Raw genomic sequence first — 19167 nt, forward strand, 5'->3', positions numbered from 1 at the left:
GCATGTGAGATAGTGTACCGCTCTCGGGGTCATAAGGCAACGTTGATCCAACGGATCGTGGCTGCTTCGCCTTTATGTGCCTTTCCCACGGCAATATTCAGGAAGTGATCTTGATAACCGCCAGCCAGGCATAGCCGCGATAAAGCGTGCGGAAACGGAAGCTTGCGCTGGTTCGCCGCGATTCCGATTCCAGCACTTCGCGCAACGATTCACGCGGCGCGACGTGGAATTTTTTCAGCCAGCCGCGCAGCAAGGTCCGGAACCAGCCGGGCAGGCCTTCCTGCTGGCCGAAATCGACGATGTGCAGCGAACCGTTCGGTAACAGCGCGGCCAGCGCTGCCGACACAGTTTTTTCCCAGCCGGGGATCATCGACAGCGAATAGGACACGAAGACGCGATCGAAGCCGTTGCGCCCGAACAGCGCCTTGGCATCGAATCCCGTGGCGTCGCCCTGGGCGAGCGTGACACGATCGACCAGGCCCTCGCGGGCAATCGCGGCGCTGGCCGTCTCCAGCATTTCGGCTGAAATGTCGAGGCCGAAGAAGCCGGCGTCGGGGTAGCGACGCGCGGCCAGGATGATGTTGCGGCCGGTGCCGCAGCCGAGCTCCAGCACGGTGCCACCGACAGGCACGTCGAGCCCCGAGATCATTAGGTCGCGGCCGAGCAGGTAGTATTTGCGGGTCAGGTCGTAGATATGGCGCTGCCAGCGGTAGACGCGGTCCATCAGTTCGGCATGGTTGGCCTTGAATTCGGGGCTGGCCGGCAACTCGCTGGTGCTCATGCCGCACGCTTCACGTAGAGGTGGAAGCCGCCATAGATGGCCGAGCGGTCGCGGGCCAAAAATTCGCGCGAAGCCTGGTCCTGATAGTCCCACTGGTCGAGCAGCGAGCTGGAGACTCGGCCCGGCAACAGGCTGGGTTCGGCGGCGGTGCGGAAGATCACGCGGGCGCCGGCCGATGCGGTGCGGGTGATTTCCGCCCACAGCGCGTTGAGCTGGTCATCGGTCATCCAGTCCTGAGCGTCGAGCAGGACGAAGCGGTCGACCGCGCCTGCGTCCTTGCCGGCGAGGAACTCGATCAGATTGGCATGGTGGATGGCGACGCGGTCGACATTGCCGCGAATGGTCTCGTAGTTCTGTTTTTCGAGATAGGCGGGAAGGGCAGCCTCGCCGGGGTTCGGATAGCGCCGGGCGAAGGCCTGCCAGGCGAAATAGTTGTTCTCCAGCGGAAAATCGCAAGCGAGCTTTTCCAGCCGGGCTTTCAGCACGCTGGCCATGGTGCCGTCGCCAGAAGTGATCAGCGAATCGTACTGCGCCGGCGGAATGCCGAGGCCGAACAGAGAGGCCTTGCGCGACGTCGCCCATTTCAAAAGCTTCTTGTCGAAGACCGGCGCCAACTCCTCGTTGAAGAAGCGGCGCTGCTCGCCGATGTTCTTGGCCTGCATGATGCCGGCAGGGTCGACGCCGAAGAATTTTGCCGTGCGGTGGCCCATGGCGATGAACAGGCCGAGCAGGCCGGTCTGGTAGAAATTGCGGTCGAACACAGTGATGCGACGGCGGCCGCGCCAGTTGCGGCGCTCCCAGTAGTGACGGCTGACCGGATCGAGATGCGGCGCGATGAAACGGTCATACGCTTTCGAATTGTGGCTGGTGTCGGCGGCGCCGAAGAAGCAGAACAGGTCGCCCTGCGATGGCAAATGGCGCACCGCCTCCAGCTTCATGCGGTTCAGCGCGATGTGCGCGGTGTTGAGGTCGACGGCGTCGACCCGGGCCGGCGAGCGCGTGAGGTAGGCCAGGATGTTGCAGCCGCCGGAGGCGATGGTGACGACGCGGTGGCCCTGGCCAAGCTGCATCGCCTCCATGTCGACATCGGGGTCTTCCCAGATCTGCGGATAGACGAGGCCGGAAAACAGGAAGGCGAACAGCCGCTCCGAAATGCCGGCCTTCGACAGCGGGCGGTTCTGGTAGACGGCCTTTCCAACTTCCTTGCCGCGGCGAAAAACCAGATCAGCGGAAACGTCCGTCATGGCAAGATGATTCCCCATTTGCTTTGCCGCAAGCGGGTAGCTCAGGGTCATGACAGGCCGGTGACAGCCTGTTGACGCCTCCTTACAGTTTGCCAAACCCGCCCGGCGTCGGCGTCGTCAGGATGACGGCGTCGCCGGCCTGCAGCACGGTCTGGTCGCAGGCTTTCAGCATGTCGATCGTGCCGTCCTTGCGGCGGACCTTGGTCGAGCCGACCTCGCCATCGCCGCCTCCGTCCAGCCCTTGCGGCGGGCGGTTGCGGTGCGAGGAGAGGATCGCGCATTCCATCTTTTCGAGGAAGCGGATGGTGCGTTTGGTGCCGTCGCCGGCGCTCCATTTGCCCTTGCCGCCGGAGTTTTCCCGAATGTGGAAATCCTCGAGCAGCACGGGAAAGCGCAATTCCAGCACTTCCGGGTCGGTGAGGCGCGAGTTGGTCATGTGGGTGTGGACGCCGGAGGTGCCGGCAAAGCCGCGGCCCGAGTTCATCTGGCCGGCGGGCGAGCCGGAACAGATCGTCTCGTAGTATTGGTAGGTCTTGTTGCCGAAGGTCAGGTTGTTCATCGTGCCTTGCGCGTTGGCCATGGCGCCCATGGCGCCGAACAGCGCATTGGTGACATGCTGCGAGGTCTCCACATTGCCGGCGACGACGGCGGCGGGGTAGGCGGGTTTCAGCATGCAGCCGTCGGGAATGATGATGTTGATTGGCCGCAGACAGCCGGCATTCATCGGGATCATGTCCTCGACCATGACGCGGAAAGCATAGAGCACGGCCGCTCGGGCGACGGGTTCGGGCGCGTTGAAATTGTTCTTCATGACCGGCGACGTGCCGGTCAAGTCAACGGTCGCCTCGCGCTTTTGCCGGTTGACCGTGATCTTCACCTTGATGATTTGGCCGGTGTCGGTCGGGTATTCGTACTGCGAACTATCGGGCAGCCGCTCCAGCACGCGGCGCACGCTTTCAGCCGCATTGTCCTGGACATGGCCCATATACGCTTCGACGACATCGAGGCCGAAATGCGCGACCATCTTGCGCAGTTCCGCGACGCCCTTCTCGTTGGCGGCGATCTGCGCTTTGAGGTCGGCGATGTTCTGGTGCGGATTGCGGGCCGGGTAGCGGTGGTCGGTGAGCAGCGTTTCCAGCTCCTTCTCGCGGAATTTTCCACGATCGACGATGCGGAAATTGTCGAACAGCACGCCTTCCTCGTCGACCGTGGTGGCAAGCGGCGTCATCGAGCCGGGTGCCGTGCCGCCGATATCCGCATGATGGCCGCGAGAGGCTGCCCAGAACAGGATTTCGCGTTGGGCGTCGTCGAACACCGGCCTCACCACGGTGATGTCGGGCAGATGCGTGCCGCCATTGTAGGGTGCGTTGAGGGCAAAGACGTCGCCGGGGTGGATGTCGCCGGAATTCAGCCGGATGACGGTTTCGACCGAGCGGTCCATCGAGCCGAGATGTACCGGCATGTGCGGCGCATTGGCGACCAGCGCGCCAGTGCGATCGAAGACGGCGCAGGAGAAATCCAGCCTTTCCTTGATGTTGACCGAATAGGCGGTGTTCTGCAGCGTCACACCCATCTGCTCGGCGATCGACATGAACAGATTGTTGAAGACCTCCAGCATGACCGGATCGGCCTCGGTGCCGAGCGCTGCCTGCCGGCGCTTTTTCTCGACGCGGCGCAGAAGCACATGATTCCTGGCGGTGATTTCGGCCTGCCAGCCCGGCTCGATGGCGATTGTCTGGTTCGGCTCGATAATCAAGGCGGGTCCCGCAATCCTGTTTCCCGGCTTCAGCGCCTCGCGGCGGAAGATGGGTGAAGTGTGCCACTCTCCTTCGGTGAAGATTTCGCGGGTTTGCGAAGGGCTTACGGCAAGGTCTTCGGTTCGCGATTCAGTTTCGTCGCGCCCGGTGCCGCCGCTGTCGGTGCCTTCGACGCCGACGGTCTCGACGATCATCGGCTTGTCGTCATAGACGAAACCGAACTGCGCCTTGTGGGCGATTTCAAAATCGCGCCTCGCCTGGAAAATCGAATCCGCCTCGAAATTCACCGGCAGTGTCGTGTCGGTGCCGTCATAGCGAATGTGCAGCACGGGCTTGGTGGCGACCGCATCCTCGCCGATGCCTTGCGCCGCGAGCTCGGCGATGACGGCTTTTCTCAAGATGGCAATGAGGTTGCCGATCTCCGTTCTGGACTCTTCGGCAAGCGGTTTCAGCAGCGCCTGCTGGCGCGAGGCAAAGACCGAGGACAGGCCGATGCCATAGGCCGACAGCAGACCTGAGAAGGGATGGATCAGCACCGCTTCCATGCCGAGCGCATCGGCGACCAGGCACGCGTGCTGGCCGCCGGCGCCGCCAAAACAGTTCAGGAGATATTCGGTGACGTCATAGCCGCGCTGGACGGAGATCTTCTTGATGGCGTTGGCCATGTTCTCCACGGCGATGGTGACGAACCCTTCGGCGACAGTCTCGGGCGACCGGCCATCGCCGATTTCGGCGGCAAGTGTTGCAAATTTTGCTCGCACCGTCTCGACGTCGAGCGGTTCGTCCTGGCCGGGTCCGAATATTGCCGGAAAGAAATCGGGCTGCAGCTTGCCAAGCATGACGTTGGCGTCGGTGACGGCGAGCGGGCCGCCGCGCCGGTAGGCTGCCGGGCCGGGATTGGCGCCAGCCGAATCCGGTCCGGCCCGGAAGCGACCGGCCTCATAGTGCAGGATCGAGCCGCCGCCGGCGGCGACGGTGTGGATGCGCATCATCGGCGCACGGATGCGCACGCCGGCGACCTCGGTGTCGAAGGCGCGCTCATACTCTCCGTCATAATGGGCGACGTCGGTGGAGGTGCCGCCCATGTCGAAGCCGATGACTTTGCCGAAACCGGCGAGCCTGGCCGTCTCGACCATGCCGACGACGCCGCCGGCGGGCCCCGACAGCAGCGCGTCCTTGCCCTGGAACATGTCGGCGGCGGTGAGACCGCCCGACGACATCATGAACATGAGGCGAGGCGATTGGCCGGGCGCCACGCCCAACTCTCCCGCCACCCTTTGCACGTATCGAGACAGGATCGGCGACAGATAGGCGTCGACCACGGTGGTGTCGCCGCGGCCGACCAGCTTGATCAGTGGCGAGACTTCATGGCTGACCGAGACCTGGCTGAAACCAAGTTTGCGGCAGACTTTCGCCACAGCCTTCTCGTGGTCGGGGTATTTCCAGGCGTGCATGAAGACAATGGCGACCGCATCGATGCCATCGGCCCTGGCCTGTTCGATCGCCGGCCGGCAGGCGGCGATGTCGAGCAATTGTTCGACGCGGCCATCGGCGCGCACGCGCTCGTTGATTTCGATGACCCGCTCGTACAGCTGTTCGGGAAGGATGATCTCCTTGGCGAAGATGTCGGGGCGCGCCTGGTAGGCGATCTTCAGCGCATCGCGAAAGCCCTTGGTGATGAGCAAAAGCACGCGGTCGCCCTTGCGCTCCAGCAGCGCATTGGTGGCGACCGTGGTGCCCATCTTGATGTCGCCGATCAGGCCGCTCGGGATCGTGTCGCCGACTGACAAGCCGAGAAGGTCGCGAATGCCCTGGATGGCGGCATCGTTATAGGCTTCGGGGTTTTCGGAGAGAAGCTTGCGCGGGTGCAGCCCGCCTTCCGGATCTCGGCCGATGATATCGGTGAATGTGCCGCCGCGGTCGATCCAGAAATCCCATTTTTCGGTCATGACAGCCCCTGGCGCTCTTCTGTTCGATCGGTGGTGCACATGCTGTTAGTTCGCCACGGCCTGAGCGGCAATCGCAAATGAACCAGACGATGTTACATGTCGAAACGCAACGTTACGAAACTCATGGTCGTCTGACGCATTTGTCCTTCGACCGCTCACGGCAACGTGAGCGTGTGTTGAAGGAGAGACAAAATGAAAAAGCTCATTCTCGCGTCCGTTTCCGCTCTGGCCTTGCTTGGCGTCGCCGCCTGCAGTGACAGCGGCACGGACAATACGACCACCCAGAGCACCAATCCGCCGGCCGCCGAGGAACCGATGAAGCCGGCTACCCCGGAAGCCACGCCGCCGGCCGCGACGCCTCCGGCAACGGATAATTCGACCACGAAGAGCATCACACCCGAGAAGCCTGCCGAGCCGGCTCCGGCAACACCAGCTCCTGCGCCCGCGCAGTAGTGAGCAAGCAGTACTTCGTGTGATGAATGAGAAAGGCCGGCTCGCGCTGGCCTTTTTCATATTGTCCGAGCGCCGTGGCGTTCGAGTCTGATCGATTTGTCGCGCAAAGCCTGCGGCACTGTCCCGGCTTGATAGGAGCGGGCGGTGGCTCTAAGAAGCAGGCCATGTCGATTTGGGATCGCCTCGGCGAATTCATCACCCGCGTTTCATCCTCAGCCTCGTCGGGTGTCGCCGACGTGGTCGAGGCCGTGCGCACGGTTTTCGCCGGCGATGCGGATTTGCGCCGGCGTGTCGCCTTTTCGGTGGCGATGATCGCGCTGTCGGCCAAGATGGCCAAGGCCGATGGCATCGTCACCCAGGACGAGGTGCGCGCGTTCCAGGAAATATTCGAAGTGCCGCCGAAGGAGACGCGCAATGTGGCGCGTCTGTTCGATCTCGCCCAGCGCGACGTGGCCGGTTTCGAGGCCTATGCCGAGCGGATGGCGCAGATGTGCGGTTCCGGGCATTCCAATTGTGTGATGCTGGAGGACATACTCGACGGTCTGTTCCACATCGCCAAGGCCGACGGGCTGGTGCACGAGCGCGAAGGCCACTTCCTGCACCGCATCGCCGAGATTTTCCGCATCGACGAAGCGCATTACGAGGCCATCATGGCGCGGCACGTCAATCTCGGCGCCGGGGATCCCTATGTCGTGCTTGGCATCGAGCGCGGCAAGCCGTTCGAAGAGGTCAGGAAACGCTATCGCAAGCTGGTTTCCGACAATCATCCGGACCGGCTGATCGCGCGCGGCCTGCCTCAGGAATTCATCAAGATCGCGACCACCAGGGTGGCGGCGATCAACGCCGCCTACGAGATGATCGAGCGGGGCCTGCGCCACGCATGAGCGGCTTTCTGCCCGACGAGCCACGTGCCGAAGTCAGGGTATCGCCGAATTTCGGCCCGCGGCGCGAGACGCCCAGGCCTGACATGATCGTGCTGCACTACACCGGTATGGCGACCGGCGCCGGGGCCGAGGCTTGGCTTTGCGACCCGGCCAGCGAGGTCTCGTCGCATTATCTCGTCCACGAGAATGGCCATATCCTGCAGATGGTCAGGGAAAGCGACCGCGCCTGGCATGCCGGCAAGAGTTCGTGGTTCGGACGGGCCGACATCAATTCCTGTTCGGTCGGCATCGAGATCGTCAATCCGGGGCATTCGCTGGGTTATCCCGGTTTTCCCCGGCGGCAGATCGATGCGGTGATCGGGCTGTGCCGTGGGATCGCCGGTCGGCATTCGATCGCCGCCGAGCGGGTACTCGCGCATTCCGATATTGCGCCGGGGCGCAAGATCGATCCCGGCGAGAAGTTTCCGTGGCGGACGCTGTTCGAGGCCGGTGTCGGTCATCTCGTGGCGGCCGCACCCGTCAGGCGAGGCGCCACTCTGACAACCGGCGACACCGGCGGCGACGTCGAAGCGTTGCAGTCGATGCTGGCGCTCTACGGTTATGGCGTTGAAATATCCGGCGTTTTCGACCGGCAGACCGAGGCGGTGGTCGAGGCCTTCCAGCGTCATTTCCGGCCGCGCAAGGTGGACGGCGTTGCCGACGGCTCGACGCTGCGGACGCTGCAAAGGCTGCTTGCTTCCGTGAGGCGCTGACCCCCGGGAAGCCTCTTCCAAGCAATTCTTTCCAATCCTTAAGTTACAAGCTGTCACTCAAAGTGACTTGCCTGGCCTTGTTTGACACCAATTCGGGCGTCAAACGGCTGACGTGTAGATGTCGGACCCCAAGCCCCCGGGTTGTTCCGACGTTGGTTAGGCGTTGCTGCGCGAACATCTTCGCGCGGTTCAGACAGAACAGGATCACATGCAGAAATTTACCGTTTTAACGGCAGCTCTTGCTGCCGGCGTAATGACTTTTGCCTTCAGTGCCGCAGATGCCGCGCCCCTCAGCCCGCGAGCCGATCAAGGGCCTGTCGTGGCATCCGCGAAAAGCGGCAAGGCCCCACAGGCCAGAAGCGGCAAGGCAGGCCAGGACGCCAAGGCGACGAAGCGGGCTTCCGCGAAAATGGAAAAAGCAAGCTGGTCCAAGCCGAAGAAGTCCGCCAGAAAGCAGACGAAGCGTGGCCGAAAAACCGTCGACATGACGGCAACGGCGTCGATCGGTGTCCGGAACGCGGCAGCCTCGGCGGCCACGGTGGCCAGCAGCGGGCAGTATTCCGCAATCGTTGCCCGCTATGCGGCGATCGAAGGCGTTCCGGTATCGCTCGCCTCGGCGGTTATCCAGATCGAAAGCAACTATCGGCCCAACATCGTCGGCGGCGCCGGCGAGATCGGCCTGATGCAGATCAAGCCGGCCACGGCTCGGATGATGGGCTATAGCGGCTCCGCCAAGGGTCTGTTCGATCCCGACACCAACATCAAATACGGGATGAAATACCTTGCCATGGCGCGGAGCCTCGGCGGCGGCACGACCTGCGGCACAATTCTGAAATACAATGCCGGCCACGCCGCAACGCGGATGAACCCGGTGTCGGCAGCCTATTGCGGCAAGGTGAAGGTGCAGATGGCTGCGCTGGGATCGCCCGCATAAGTCTGCTTTTTCGTTTGCGTTTTCGGGCGTGAACCCCTTTATACGCTCTGCCAGCTGGCTGGGCGGCCGCACCCGCAAACGCCGAAAGGTCGTGGGTGAGGAAAGTCCGGGCTCCATGGAAACACGGTGCCGGTTAATGGCCGGCGGGGGCGACCCCAGGGAAAGTGCCACAGAAAGCAAACCGCCACGATCCGGCTTGCCGGATTCGGGGTAAGGGTGAAAGGGTGGGGTAAGAGCCCACCGCGCGACTGGCAACAGGAGCGGCACGGTAAACCCCACCGGGAGCAAGACCGAATAGGGACGGTGCGAGGGGAAACTCTCGAGGGCTGTTTCCGGCTCACCGTCCGGGTAGGTTGCGTGAGGCGCATGGCAACATGCGCCCAAGATGAATGGCCGCCACGTTCTCGCCTCGCAAGGGGCGAGGGCCATACAGAACCCGGCTTACAGGCCAGCTGGCAATTTTTTCTCCCGCGATATCGAAGAGAAGTCTCTTGATATCAACAGGTTGCGCCCTCGGGCGCGCCTGCTGATTCAAGTTTGTTCACCGATCCATCCATGCGAGCGAGGGCCGGCTATTGCTTGAAACTGGTGCGATTAAATCGTACCATGGATCAGCTGATAGCATCGGGAGCCTCTCATGGGACAGGTCGACAAACGCAGCATCACGCTGTCGCCGGAACTGGCGGCGGCGGTGGACGGTGTAGTCGCCGCCGGCGAATATGCATCGGCCAGCGAAGTGATCCGCGACGCGCTCAGACAGTGGAAAGACCGGCGCGACCTGCATGGCTACACGGTCGAGGAATTGCGCAAGCTGGTGCAGGAAGGGATCGACAGCGGGCCTGGTCGATTTGCGTCAATGGATGACATCAAGGCTGAAGCGAGGAGACGCCTGCGATCTGACGACGCGGCATGAATCTGCTGCCCATCGTCCGGAATGCGCGCGCAGAAGACGATTTGATCGCGATCTGGCTTCATGTTGCACGCGACAGCGAGGCTGCGGCCGATCGGTTGCTCGATCGCATCGAGGCGCGGTGGCGGCAACTGCCACTTATCCCTTCTTAGGCGCACCGCGCGACGACATCGCGCCAGGCATCCGTCATCTGGTCGTTGGCGACTATCTCACCTTGTACCGGGTCGATGACGATGCGATCGAAATAATCCGCGTGCTGCATGGCAAGCGCAACATCGAGGCCGATGACGTCGGCGCGTAGCCGTTTCGTCAGCCGCCGATCTTGTCCAGTGACGCCTCGATCGCCTTCCAGAGCTCGTCCACCGGCTCGCAGCCGACCGAGAGGCGAACGAAGCCGGCGGCAACGGCATCGCCTCGCTTCAAGCGCCGCTCGGCGGAGGTGTGGACGCCGCCGAAGGATGTCGCGGCCTGCATCAAGGCGCAATTGTTGATGAAATCCTCGGCCTTGTCCTCCGAGGCGAGCTCGAAAGAAATGAGAAAGCCAAAGCGCTCCATCTGGGCGCGGGCAAGGTTGTGCGACGGATCGCCTTCCAGTCCGGGATAACGCAGACCGCTGATTGCCCGATGGCCCTGCAGCCGCCGCGCGATGACTTCCGCCGAGGAACACATGCGATCGAAGCGCACATCCAGTGTCTCCAGGCCGCGATGCACCAGCCAGGCTTCGAATGGTCCGGGAATGCTGCCGGAAACTTCGCGCCAGCCGGTCACGGCGGCGATGATATCGGCATTGCGGCTGGCCACATGGCCGAACAGCACGTCGGAGTGGCCATTGGGTGCCTTGGTGTCGGCGGCAACGACGATATCGGCGCCATGGTCGAGCGGCCGTTGGCCGAACGGTGTCATGGTCGTGTTGTCGACGACAAGGATCGCGCCGGCTTTGTGAACAGCATCGGCAACGGCGGCGATATCGCAGATATCCAGCCCCGGATTGGCAGGGGTTTCGACAAACGCCAGCCGATAGCCATCGAAGCCGCCATCGAGGAAGGTCGAGGTCGGCCTGACGTCGTAGGTGATGCCGAGCGGCTTGAGGAAGCGATCGGCCAAAGCCCGTGTCGTGTGATAGCCGTCTGAAGGCAGCAGGATACGGTCGCCGCCCTTGAGCATGGCAAAAAACCCCGCCGAGATTGCCGCCATTCCTGAAGGGAAGGCAACGCACGGCGCACTCTCCAGATGAGCCAGCATATGTTCGACCGCGTCCCAGGTCGGGTTGCTGAAGCGGCCATACTGGTTGAAGCCGGTGGCGTCGCCGGGCGCATGAAAAATGGCGGCCATGGTCAGGGGCAGGGGAATGGAATCGCCCATGGCAAGCCCGCTGCGACGCAGATGAGGAAGTGCTGCAGCGCGTGACTTTGCTGTTTCAGACATCGAATTTCCAACCCTGTTTGCGACCGACGAGATGTGGCGAGACGCTATGCCCTGCAGCGGCGCGCGGCAAGGCGCGTCCGGTTGGGCCAAGCGGCTCTAAACGCTTCGTTAGGCTTAATAGACGATAAAGACGAGACGTGTCGTCGAGGCTGTTCTCATTGGTCGCGGCGCGCGTGTTTGTGAAGCCTAATCCCGTTGACGCCCATAGTGCCCCATGATATCCCATCCAGACATCAAAGCCTTCGTTCCGTGTCAGGGTAAAGCGTACGCCAATCGGGCAGCCGCGGCGGCTGCGCGTTTGCCGGTCTTTGCCGGTGTGGACGAGGCTGATACGGGGCAGGGAACGCGCCGCGGCGGCGCGGGCGACAAGATGGAGAGGGGTGCGGCGGCGAAAGCGGCTGTAGCGTTTAATGGACCGGTTTCTGTCAAACACGGTGAGCAGGATCGATGCGAAGGGACGGGTGTCCGTTCCCGCGCATTTCCGTGCCGTCGTGCAGAAGCGCGGCTATTCGGAACTCTACGCGCTGCGCTGCCTCGACCTGCCGGCGATGGATGTCGGCGGGCTCGACCTGCTCGACCGCTACGAGCAGCGCATTGCGCTCGAGGATCCCTTCCTGCAGACGGCGGACGACATGTCGTTCTTCTGCCATGGCGATGGCACCTTCTTGAAACTCGACCAGGACGGCCGCATCACGATGAGCGATTTCATTCGCGAACACACCGGCATTTCGGCGGAAGTGGCCTTTGTCGGACGCGGCAATTTCTTTCAGATCTGGGAGCCGGGACGGCTTGCCGCCTATGGGGCGCAGGCGCGAGCCCGGCTTTTGCAGCTTCGGCAGGGGACGAAGCCTGGGGAGCGACCGGAATGACGGCGAGCCACGGCGATGACCTTCCTCACGCCGTTGGCGGATCGGCCCGCCACATTCCGGTCCTCCTTGGCGAAGTGCTCGAAGCGCTGGCGCCGGCGCAGGGCGACGTCATCATCGATGGCACATTCGGTGCCGGCGGCTACACCAGGGCCATTCTGGCGACGGGCGCCTCGGTTGTGGCGATCGATCGCGATCCGGATGCAATCGATGCCGGGCGCGATCTGGAAGCGCAGTCCGGCGGCCGGCTGCGGCTGGTGCAGGCGCCGTTCTCGACGCTGGACGAACATGTCGAGAGCGCCGAGGGCGTCGTGCTCGACATCGGCGTGTCCTCGATGCAGCTCGACCAGGCCGAGCGCGGGTTTTCGTTCCGCGCCGACGGGCCACTCGACATGCGCATGGCGCAATCGGGCCTCAGCGCCGCCGATGTCGTCAATTCCTTCAAGCCGGGCGACCTTGCCCGTATCTTCGGCTTTCTCGGCGAGGAGCGCCATGCCGGACGCATCGCCCGCATGATCGAGGCGCGCCGCGAAAAGCGCCCGTTCGAACGCACGCTGGAACTGGCCGACGCCATCGAGACGCATATCGGCCGGGCGCCGAAGGACAAGATCCATCCGGCGACGCGCGTCTTCCAGGCGCTGCGCATCTTCGTCAATGACGAGCTTGGCGAACTGGCCAAGGCGCTGTTCGCGGCCGAACGCGCGCTGAAGCCGGGCGGTCGGCTCGCCGTGGTGACGTTCCATTCGCTGGAAGACCGCATCGTCAAGCGCTTCATCGCCGACCGGGCCGATGTTGCGACCGGCTCACGTCACCTGCCCGAGGCTCATGCGCGCACCGCGACGTTCCGCAAGGCGGGCGGCGGCGTGACTGCCGGCGACGCCGAGGTGGCGGCCAATCCGCGCGCCCGTTCGGCCAGGCTGCGCGCGGCGATCCGCACCGAGGCGCCGGCGCGCAGCAGCGACTTTTCGATTTTCGGCCTTCCAAAGCTTCCCGGCCCAACACTTCCCGGCACAGGCCGACCGGGGGAGAGGTAGCTAAGTGTTTCGTACCAGCGACATTGTCCTGATCGCCGTCATGGTTGCGGTCGCGGCCCTTACCTACAAGGCCAAGCGCGAGGCCGAGGAACAATTGGCCGCGGTGCAGAAGATCCATGCGCAGATACGCTATGAGGAGGATACGATCGACCTGCTCAAGGCCGACTGGAGCCTGCTTACCCAGCCGTCGCGGCTGCAGAAGCTCGCCGAACTCTACAAATCGCAGCTCGAACTCGAGCCGGTCAGCGCTCGCCAGATCGGCGGCATCGGCGACCTGCCGGCCAAATCCCTTGACATCCAGGACATCCTGTCGGGACGCCAGGGAGGCATGGCCGACAATTCGGGTGGCAACGCGCCGCCGGACGGCAGGGATCCCGTGGTGACCGGAGGCATCGCCCAATGATCGGCAAACTGCTGAAGCGTCGCGCCAGGACGAGTGAAGATGGATCGATCGTGGTCGAGGGCGCCCGCAAGACGACCGGCGGCAAGGGCAGGACGCGCATCGTCATGACCATGGCGGTGTTCTTCGGTATCTTCTCGACCATATCAGGGCGGCTGGTCTATCTCGGCTTCCAGACCCCCGACATGTCGGGCGGTCCGCAGAGCCGGGTGACGGCATCGCGGCCCGACATCGTCGACCGCAACGGCGAAGTGCTGGCCACGGATATCAAGACGGCGTCGCTGTTTGCAGAACCGCGCCGCATTGTCGACGCCGACGAGGCGATCGAGAAGCTGTCGACGGTGCTTCCGGACATCGACTATGAGCAGACCTACCATAAGCTGAAGAGCGGCGCCGGTTTCGTCTGGCTGCAGCGGCAGCTGACGCCCAAGCAACAGTCCGACATCATGCAACTCGGCATTCCCGGTTTCGGCTTCCGCACCGAAAAGCGCCGCTTCTATCCGAGCGGCGAGACCTCGTCCTACATTGTCGGCCTCACCAACATCGACAACCAGGGCATCTCCGGAATGGAGAAATATGTCGACGAGCAGGGGCTGAGCGATCTGCAGGCATCGGGCCTTGCCATTGCCAAGGATCTCAAGCCGGTAAAGCTTTCGATCGATCTGCGCGTGCAGCATGTGGTGCGCGACGAGATCGCCGCCGGCCTGGAGCGCTATCGTGCCATGGGGGCCGGCGCCGTCGTGCTCAACGTCAAGACCGGCGAAGTGGTGGCCATGGCCTCGGTGCCGGATTTCGATCCGAACAATCCCTACAATGCACAGGACAAGGACCGGCTGAATCGCATGTCGGCGGGCCTCTACGAGATGGGCTCGACCTTCAAGAGCTTCACCTCAGCCATGGCGCTCGATTCCGGCAAGGCGACGATGGCGAGCCGCTTCGATGCTTCGCATCCAATCCGGGTCGGCCATCAGGCCATTCACGATTTCCACGGCAAGAACCGTGTGCTGTCGTTGCCGGAGGTGTTCCTCTACTCGTCCAACATCGGGTCGGCCAGGGAAGCCGAGATGGTCGGCATCGAGGGGCATCGCGAATTCCTGCATCGCCTTGGCCTTCTGGACAGGATGCAGACCGAATTGCCGGAGACTGCCCGTCCAACTGAACCGAAGGTCTGGAAACAGGTCAATTCATTCACCATCGCCTTCGGCCATGGCGTGTCGACGACGCCGTTGCAAGCGGCTGTGGGCTGCGCGGCGTTGATGAATGGCGGCTTCCTGATGAACCCTACCTTTCTGGTGCGTACGCAGGCGGAAGCGATGGCCACGGCCAAGAAGGTGGTCAGCGAAAAGACCGTTGAAGGCATGCGCTACCTCTATTCGCTCAACGCGGAGAAGGGCTCGGCCAGAAATGCCAGGGTCCCCGGCTACCGCGTTGGCGGCAAGACCGGAACGGCCGAGAAGGTCGTCAATGGCCGCTACTCCAAGGACTTGAATTTCAACACTTTCGTCGCCGCCTTCCCGATGGACGATCCACAGTATCTGGTGTTTACCATTGCCGATGCCCCGCACCCGGAAAAGCCTGGCATGACGGATGTCGCGGCCGCAAATGCGGGGGTCATGGCCGGCAATATCATCAGGCGTTCAGCTGCCATGCTTGGCGTGAAGCCAGATTTCAGCCATGAAAATGGTGCAACGCTGGTTTCCTATCAGTGATTCTTAGGGCGCGCCGGCAACAGCGCGCTATTTTGTTGCGGTGAACGGGACTCGATGAAGCTCAGAGATCTAGCCGGTATCCTGCCCGTCGAGGGAATAGCTTCCGTCGATCTGGAGGTTACAGGGATTTCTTCGGATTCCCGCCAGGTGAAACCGGGCGTTGTCTTTTTTGCGCTCGCCGGAACCAAGGCCGATGGTGCCGTTTATGCCGCCGACGCCGCCGCGCGCGGTGCGGCCGCGATCGTGGCGGGCAAGGGCAGCACCATTGCCGGGCTGTCGGTTCCGTTATTGGCGGTCGACGATCCCCGCCTGGCGCTGGCGCTGAGTGCCGCCCGTTATTCCGGCAAGCAGCCTGAGATCATGGTCGCGGTGACCGGCACCAGCGGCAAAACGTCGGTCGCCGCCTTCACCAGGCAGATCTGGGAGCAGGCCGGTTATGCCGCCGCTTCGATCGGCACCACCGGCGTGGTGGCGCCTGGACGCAACGACTATGGCTCGCTGACGACACCCGATCCGGTCGCCCTGCACCAATTGCTGCGGGAATTGGCGGATGCCGGCGTCACCCACGCTTCGATGGAAGCCTCCAGCCATGGGCTCGACCAGCGCCGCCTCGACGGCGTGAAGCTGGCCGCCGGCGGCTTCACCAATCTCGGCCGCGACCATATGGACTATCATCCGACCATCGAGGACTATCACCGCGCCAAACTGCGTCTGTTCGACACGCTGCTGCCGAAGGGCGCACCGGCCGTGATCTTCGCCGACGATCCATGGTCGGCGCCGACGATCGAGGCCGCACAGGCTGCCGGGCTCAATGTGCTGACGGTCGGCCGCCATGGCGATTTCCTCAGGCTGAAGCGGGTCGAGCACGAGCGCCACCGCCAACGCGCCGAAGTCGAGGCCGATGGCGTGCTCTACGAGATCGACCTGCCGTTGGCCGGTGATTTCCAGATTTCGAACGCGCTGGTTTCGGCGGGTCTTGCCATCTCCACGGGAACACCTGTCGCCAAGGCCTTGATGGCGTTGGAGAAACTGAAGGGCGCGCCGGGCCGGCTCGACCTCGTCGGCACCACCGCCAGCGGCGCGCCGGTCTATGTCGATTATGCCCACAAGCCGGACGCGCTGGAAAACGTTCTGGCCTCGGTCCGGCCGTTCACCACCGGCCGCGTCATCGTCGTGTTCGGCTGCGGCGGCGACCGCGACCGCGGCAAGCGACCGATCATGGGCGAGATTGCGACGCGACTTGCAGATGTCGTCATCGTCACCGACGACAATCCGCGCTCCGAAGTGCCGGAAACGATCCGCGCCGCTATTTTGGCCGCCGCTCCCGGTGCCATCGAGATCGGCGACCGGCGCCAGGCGATTCATGAGGCGGTCGCCATGCTGCATGCCGGCGACACGCTGATCGTGGCCGGCAAGGGGCACGAGGAGGGCCAGACGATCGGCTCCGAGACCTTGCATTTTTCCGATCACGAGGAGGTTCGCGCGGCACTCGTGGAGCGTGCCGCATGAGCTTGCTGTGGACCTCCGAGGCGCTGGTTGCCGCCATGGACGGGCGGCCGCTCGGGCCGATGCCGGAAGGCATTTCAGGCATTTCGATCGACAGCCGCAGCCTGCAGCCGGGCGACGCCTTCTTCGCTATCAAGGGCGAGGCGATGGACGGCCATGACTTCGCAACCGCCGCCATCAAGGCTGGCGCCGGCGTGCTGGTGGTGGCCGAAGGCAAGCTGCCGTCGCTCGGCCGGCTGACGGCGCCGATCATCGTCGTCGAGGACGTGCTGGTCGCGCTGGAAAAGCTTGGAGTTGCGTCGCGCGCCCGCTCGAGCGCGAAAATCATCGCTGTGACCGGTTCGGCCGGCAAGACCACCACCAAGGAAGCGCTGCGCCATGTGCTGCAAGCCGCCGGCAAGGTGCATGCCTCGGCGCAGTCCTTCAACAATCACTGGGGCGTGCCGCTGACTTTGGCACGCATGCCCGATGATTGCGACTATGCCGTGTTCGAGATCGGCATGAACCATCCCGACGAGATCCGTCCGCTGGTCAAGATGGTGAGGCCGCATGTCGCCATCGTCACCATGATCGCGGCCGCCCACCTAGGTTTCTTCCGCAATCTGGACGAGATCGCCAAGGCCAAGGCCGAGATTTTCGAGGGGCTGGAGCCCGAGGGGGCCGCCGTCCTCAACCGCGACGATACGCGCTTCAAGCTGCTCGACAAGATGGCCCATGCAGCCGGTGTCGAGCACGTCTACGGCTTCGGCGAGAATGCGCGCTCTACCTTCAAGCTCACCAAATGCGAACTGCATGCGGATCATTCCGATATCATCGCCAGGATCGGCGGCCACGAAGTGACGGCGCGGATCGGCGCGCCCGGCCGCCATATGGTGCAGAACGTGCTGGCGGTGCTGGGGGCGGCACATCTGGTCGGGGCCGATCTCGACAAGGTGACACTCGCACTGGCCGATCTTTCGGCCGAGCGCGGGCGCGGCAAGCGCCATGTGCTGCGCCATCCCGGTGGCTCGACTTCGAGCCACCCAGGTGGACCGATCACGCTGATCGACGAAAGCTACAACGCCAATCCGGCATCGATGGCTGCTGCCATGGCATTGCTCAACGCGACGCCTGTGACGGGCGAGGGCCGCCGCATCGCCGTGCTCGGCGACATGCTCGAACTCGGCGACCATTCGGCCAAGCTGCATGCAGCCCTTGCCGAACTCATCGTCGGCACCGGGACACAGACCGTCTTCCTCGGCGGCCCGGAAATGCGGGCGCTGGCCGAAGCGCTGCCGGCTGAGATCAAGACGGAATACCGCGCTGGTGTCGAGGAGCTGAAGCCGGTGCTGCTTGCCGCGCTTAAGCCGGGTGACGTGGTGATGATCAAATCGTCGAAGGGCATCGGTTTTGCAAAACTGGTCGATGCGCTGCTGGGCAAATTCCCGGCTGAATCGACAGCTAGAAAACAGACCTAGGTCGGGGGACGAAAACGCATGTTTACACTGCTCGTCGATTTTGCGGACAAGGTCTCGGTCTTCAATGTCTTCCGCTACATCACCTTCCGCACCGGCGGGGCGCTGATCACGTCGGCGCTGATCGTCTTCATCTTCGGACCGACCATCATCAATTCGCTGCGGCTGCGGCAAGGCAAGGGTCAGCCGATCCGCGCCGATGGGCCGCAGACACATTTCAAGAAGGCCGGCACGCCGACCATGGGCGGCCTGATGATCCTGTCGGGCATCATCGGCTCGTCGCTTTTGTGGGCGAACCTGTCGAGCATCTATGTCTGGGTGGTGCTGCTGGTGACGCTGGGCTTCGGGTCGATCGGCTTCTACGACGACTATCTCAAGGTAACCAAGCAGTCGCATCTCGGCTTTTCCGGCAAGGCACGCCTTGCGCTTGAATTTGTCATTGCCGGCATCGCCGCCTGGGTGATCATGCACAATGGCCAGGCGCCGTTCTCTTCGTCGCTGACATTTCCCTTCGCCAAGGAATTCATCGTCAATCTCGGCTGGTTCTTCATTCCGTTCTCCTGCTTCGTCATCGTCGGCGCCGGCAATGCTGTGAACCTCACCGACGGTCTGGACGGACTGGCGATCGTGCCGATCATGATCGCGGCGGCTTCCTTCGGTGTCATCGCCTATCTCTCCGGCAACGCCGTGTTCGCCGAATATCTGCAGATCCATTTCGTGCCCGGCACCGGTGAACTGGCGGTCGTGCTCGGCGCGGTCATCGGCGCTGGTCTGGGCTTCCTCTGGTTCAATGCGCCGCCTGCGGCGATCTTCATGGGCGACACCGGCTCGCTGGCCATGGGCGGCCTGATCGGCACCGTTGCGGTCGCCACCAAGCACGAGATCGTTCTGGTCATCGTCGGCGGATTGTTCGTCGTGGAAATCCTGTCGGTCATCATCCAGGTCGGCTACTTCAAGATGACCGGCAAGCGGGTGTTCCTGATGGCGCCGATCCACCATCATTTCGAAAAGCTCGGCTGGACCGAAAGCCAGGTGGTGATCCGCTTCTGGATCATCGCCGTCATCCTGGCGCTGGTCGGCCTGTCGACCCTCAAGCTGAGATAGGAAGC

Annotated in this window: 19 protein-coding genes and 1 other RNA gene; 15 read left to right on the top strand and 5 right to left on the bottom strand. The window is 63.2% G+C overall.

What is annotated here, in order from left to right; all coding sequences use genetic code 11:
- Positions 1 to 97 precede the first annotated feature (97 nt).
- The 3 genes from NKH97_RS23540 to NKH97_RS23550 are packed head-to-tail and all read right to left on the bottom strand — an operon-like array spanning position 98 to position 5731.
- Positions 98 to 781, bottom strand: a complete 684-nt coding sequence (locus NKH97_RS23540) for a class I SAM-dependent methyltransferase (RefSeq protein ID WP_352442225.1) — start codon at positions 779 to 781, stop codon at positions 98 to 100.
- Positions 778 to 2076 carry a BtaA family protein gene (locus tag NKH97_RS23545; RefSeq protein ID WP_352798878.1) on the bottom strand — a complete coding sequence of 433 codons (1299 nt, stop codon included), beginning with the start codon at positions 2074 to 2076 and terminating at the stop codon, positions 778 to 780. The genes NKH97_RS23540 and NKH97_RS23545 overlap by 4 nt, the downstream gene beginning before the upstream one ends.
- A 31-nt stretch (positions 2077 to 2107) precedes the next feature.
- Entirely contained in the window at positions 2108 to 5731 is a 3624-nt protein-coding gene (locus tag NKH97_RS23550; protein ID WP_352798879.1) for a hydantoinase B/oxoprolinase family protein, read from the bottom strand.
- A 192-nt stretch (positions 5732 to 5923) separates the two neighbouring features.
- Between NKH97_RS23550 and NKH97_RS23555 the strand changes: the two genes are divergently transcribed.
- The 8 genes from NKH97_RS23555 to NKH97_RS23590 all read left to right on the top strand — a co-directional run bounded on the left by NKH97_RS23555 (position 5924) and on the right by NKH97_RS23590 (position 9965).
- A complete protein-coding gene (locus NKH97_RS23555) occupies positions 5924 to 6184 on the top strand; it encodes a hypothetical protein (protein ID WP_081734943.1) in 261 nt (86 codons plus the stop codon).
- Between the two features lie 164 nt (positions 6185 to 6348).
- The gene (locus tag NKH97_RS23560) at positions 6349 to 7068 is read left to right on the top strand and encodes a J domain-containing protein (RefSeq protein WP_128303483.1); all 720 of its coding nucleotides are present in this window, start codon (positions 6349 to 6351) and stop codon (positions 7066 to 7068) included.
- Positions 7065 to 7820, top strand: a complete 756-nt coding sequence (locus NKH97_RS23565) for an N-acetylmuramoyl-L-alanine amidase (RefSeq protein ID WP_352442228.1) — start codon at positions 7065 to 7067, stop codon at positions 7818 to 7820. The genes NKH97_RS23560 and NKH97_RS23565 overlap by 4 nt, the downstream gene beginning before the upstream one ends.
- 208 nt (positions 7821 to 8028) lie before the next feature.
- Positions 8029 to 8754: a lytic transglycosylase domain-containing protein gene (locus NKH97_RS23570; RefSeq protein WP_352442229.1), complete on the top strand. Its 726-nt coding sequence runs from the start codon at positions 8029 to 8031 to the stop codon at positions 8752 to 8754.
- Positions 8755 to 8804: 50 nt separating this feature from the next.
- Positions 8805 to 9214: RNase P RNA component class A (gene rnpB, locus NKH97_RS23575), an RNA gene on the top strand.
- A gap of 177 nt (positions 9215 to 9391) precedes the next feature.
- A complete protein-coding gene (locus NKH97_RS23580; protein ID WP_352442230.1) occupies positions 9392 to 9667 on the top strand; it encodes a type II toxin-antitoxin system ParD family antitoxin in 276 nt (91 codons plus the stop codon).
- Complete coding sequence (locus tag NKH97_RS23585; RefSeq protein ID WP_352442231.1) at positions 9664 to 9816, top strand: hypothetical protein; 153 nt, start codon at positions 9664 to 9666, stop codon at positions 9814 to 9816. Before NKH97_RS23580 ends, NKH97_RS23585 begins: the two co-directional genes overlap by 4 nt.
- A complete protein-coding gene (locus NKH97_RS23590; RefSeq protein ID WP_352442232.1) occupies positions 9786 to 9965 on the top strand; it encodes a type II toxin-antitoxin system RelE/ParE family toxin in 180 nt (59 codons plus the stop codon). The genes NKH97_RS23585 and NKH97_RS23590 overlap by 31 nt, the downstream gene beginning before the upstream one ends.
- A gap of 8 nt (positions 9966 to 9973) precedes the next feature.
- Here the strand turns inward: NKH97_RS23590 and NKH97_RS23595 are convergent, their stop codons facing one another.
- Positions 9974 to 11089, bottom strand: coding sequence for a cystathionine gamma-lyase (locus NKH97_RS23595; protein WP_352442233.1), 1116 nt, complete (start codon positions 11087 to 11089; stop codon positions 9974 to 9976).
- Positions 11082 to 11522 (bottom strand): hypothetical protein, encoded by a 441-nt coding sequence (locus NKH97_RS23600; RefSeq protein WP_352798901.1) that lies wholly within the window; start codon positions 11520 to 11522, stop codon positions 11082 to 11084. Before NKH97_RS23600 ends, NKH97_RS23595 begins: the two co-directional genes overlap by 8 nt.
- Between NKH97_RS23600 and mraZ the strand changes: the two genes are divergently transcribed.
- The 7 genes from mraZ to mraY are packed head-to-tail and all read left to right on the top strand — an operon-like array spanning position 11500 to position 19162.
- A complete protein-coding gene (gene mraZ, locus NKH97_RS23605; RefSeq protein WP_056582893.1) occupies positions 11500 to 11958 on the top strand; it encodes a division/cell wall cluster transcriptional repressor MraZ in 459 nt (152 codons plus the stop codon). The two genes, NKH97_RS23600 and mraZ, sit on opposite strands and share 23 nt — an antisense overlap.
- On the top strand, positions 11955 to 12989 hold the full coding sequence (gene rsmH / locus NKH97_RS23610) for a 16S rRNA (cytosine(1402)-N(4))-methyltransferase RsmH (protein WP_352775617.1): 1035 nt from the start codon (positions 11955 to 11957) through the stop codon (positions 12987 to 12989). The genes mraZ and rsmH overlap by 4 nt, the downstream gene beginning before the upstream one ends.
- A 4-nt stretch (positions 12990 to 12993) precedes the next feature.
- On the top strand, positions 12994 to 13392 hold the full coding sequence (gene ftsL, locus NKH97_RS23615; RefSeq protein WP_128303489.1) for a cell division protein FtsL: 399 nt from the start codon (positions 12994 to 12996) through the stop codon (positions 13390 to 13392).
- A complete protein-coding gene (locus NKH97_RS23620) occupies positions 13389 to 15098 on the top strand; it encodes a peptidoglycan D,D-transpeptidase FtsI family protein (protein WP_128303490.1) in 1710 nt (569 codons plus the stop codon). Before ftsL ends, NKH97_RS23620 begins: the two co-directional genes overlap by 4 nt.
- A gap of 54 nt (positions 15099 to 15152) precedes the next feature.
- On the top strand, positions 15153 to 16607 hold the full coding sequence (locus NKH97_RS23625) for a UDP-N-acetylmuramoyl-L-alanyl-D-glutamate--2,6-diaminopimelate ligase (RefSeq protein WP_128303491.1): 1455 nt from the start codon (positions 15153 to 15155) through the stop codon (positions 16605 to 16607).
- A complete protein-coding gene (locus tag NKH97_RS23630; RefSeq protein ID WP_352442236.1) occupies positions 16604 to 18061 on the top strand; it encodes a UDP-N-acetylmuramoylalanyl-D-glutamyl-2,6-diaminopimelate--D-alanyl-D-alanine ligase in 1458 nt (485 codons plus the stop codon). The genes NKH97_RS23625 and NKH97_RS23630 overlap by 4 nt, the downstream gene beginning before the upstream one ends.
- An 18-nt stretch (positions 18062 to 18079) precedes the next feature.
- Entirely contained in the window at positions 18080 to 19162 is a 1083-nt protein-coding gene (gene mraY / locus NKH97_RS23635) for a phospho-N-acetylmuramoyl-pentapeptide-transferase (RefSeq protein ID WP_013530954.1), read from the top strand.
- Positions 19163 to 19167: the final 5 nt, after the last annotated feature.

It is taken from the genome of Mesorhizobium sp. M0870 (genome assembly GCF_040319775.1).
In the GTDB taxonomy this organism is placed as follows: domain Bacteria; phylum Pseudomonadota; class Alphaproteobacteria; order Rhizobiales; family Rhizobiaceae; genus Mesorhizobium.

Excerpts from the sequence above, each read along its gene's own strand:
- NKH97_RS23540 (WP_352442225.1), bottom strand. The coding sequence starts at position 781 with ATGAGCACCAGCGAGTTGCCGGCCAGCCCCGAATTCAAGGCCAACCAT.
- NKH97_RS23545 (WP_352798878.1), bottom strand. The coding sequence starts at position 2,076 with ATGACCCTGAGCTACCCGCTTGCGGCAAAGCAAATGGGGAATCATCTT.
- NKH97_RS23550 (WP_352798879.1), bottom strand. The coding sequence starts at position 5,731 with ATGACCGAAAAATGGGATTTCTGGATCGACCGCGGCGGCACATTCACC.
- NKH97_RS23555 (WP_081734943.1), top strand. The coding sequence starts at position 5,924 with ATGAAAAAGCTCATTCTCGCGTCCGTTTCCGCTCTGGCCTTGCTTGGC.
- NKH97_RS23560 (WP_128303483.1), top strand. The coding sequence starts at position 6,349 with ATGTCGATTTGGGATCGCCTCGGCGAATTCATCACCCGCGTTTCATCC.
- NKH97_RS23565 (WP_352442228.1), top strand. The coding sequence starts at position 7,065 with ATGAGCGGCTTTCTGCCCGACGAGCCACGTGCCGAAGTCAGGGTATCG.
- NKH97_RS23570 (WP_352442229.1), top strand. The coding sequence starts at position 8,029 with ATGCAGAAATTTACCGTTTTAACGGCAGCTCTTGCTGCCGGCGTAATG.
- NKH97_RS23580 (WP_352442230.1), top strand. The coding sequence starts at position 9,392 with ATGGGACAGGTCGACAAACGCAGCATCACGCTGTCGCCGGAACTGGCG.
- NKH97_RS23585 (WP_352442231.1), top strand. The coding sequence starts at position 9,664 with ATGAATCTGCTGCCCATCGTCCGGAATGCGCGCGCAGAAGACGATTTG.
- NKH97_RS23595 (WP_352442233.1), bottom strand. The coding sequence starts at position 11,089 with ATGTCTGAAACAGCAAAGTCACGCGCTGCAGCACTTCCTCATCTGCGT.
- mraZ (WP_056582893.1), top strand. The coding sequence starts at position 11,500 with ATGGACCGGTTTCTGTCAAACACGGTGAGCAGGATCGATGCGAAGGGA.
- rsmH (WP_352775617.1), top strand. The coding sequence starts at position 11,955 with ATGACGGCGAGCCACGGCGATGACCTTCCTCACGCCGTTGGCGGATCG.
- NKH97_RS23620 (WP_128303490.1), top strand. The coding sequence starts at position 13,389 with ATGATCGGCAAACTGCTGAAGCGTCGCGCCAGGACGAGTGAAGATGGA.
- NKH97_RS23625 (WP_128303491.1), top strand. The coding sequence starts at position 15,153 with ATGAAGCTCAGAGATCTAGCCGGTATCCTGCCCGTCGAGGGAATAGCT.
- NKH97_RS23630 (WP_352442236.1), top strand. The coding sequence starts at position 16,604 with ATGAGCTTGCTGTGGACCTCCGAGGCGCTGGTTGCCGCCATGGACGGG.
- mraY (WP_013530954.1), top strand. The coding sequence starts at position 18,080 with ATGTTTACACTGCTCGTCGATTTTGCGGACAAGGTCTCGGTCTTCAAT.